Source organism: Neobacillus drentensis (assembly GCF_036966985.1).
Lineage (GTDB): Bacteria > Bacillota > Bacilli > Bacillales > Cytobacillaceae > Neobacillus > Neobacillus drentensis_E.
In genome coordinates, this window is the sequence record NZ_JBALSN010000373.1 from 1 (window position 1) to 493 (window position 493).

1 protein-coding gene is annotated in these 493 nt (G+C 34.1%); it reads left to right on the forward strand.

The features are described 5' to 3' along the window. Positions 1-93 precede the first annotated feature (93 nt). Complete coding sequence (locus tag V7659_RS22380; RefSeq protein WP_335542397.1) at positions 94-462, forward strand: DUF2750 domain-containing protein; 369 nt, start codon at positions 94-96, stop codon at positions 460-462. Positions 463-493: the final 31 nt, after the last annotated feature.

A 493-nucleotide genomic window follows, 5' to 3' on the forward strand; every position in this document is an offset into this window, starting at 1 on the left:
TCTTGTTCCACTAACGGTGGAGTTTAGTGGAATAAGGGATAAATGATAATTGTGAAGAATATTGGGTTATAACCAGAAATGAGGAGATTAACAATGGAACTTGATTTGACTATAAATTCAAAAAGACGATATGAAAACTTTATTAAAAGAGTTTCAGAAAGTAAGATGGTTTGGGGATTAAAAAGTGAAGATGGATGGTGTGTATGTGAATCGAACGAATATGAAGATACAGTAGTTATGCTTTTTTGGTCGGATGAAGCATATGCACGACAATGTGCAGTCGAAGAGTGGTCACATTATAAACCAACATCGATACCATTAGAGGAATTTATGAATAATTGGATATACGGAATGAATGAAGATGATTTGTTAGTTGGTGTTAACTGGAATGCGAAGCTAATTGGGTTAGAAGTTGAACCTTATGACTTGTTTAAAGAATTGGAAGAAACATTAGAAGCATAGTATCGCTTCTTTCACTAAAGGGTGCTTTAGT

Bases quoted from the DNA above. Each gene is read 5' to 3' on its own strand.
- V7659_RS22380 (WP_335542397.1), top strand. From the start codon at position 94: ATGGAACTTGATTTGACTATAAATTCAAAAAGACGATATGAAAACTTT.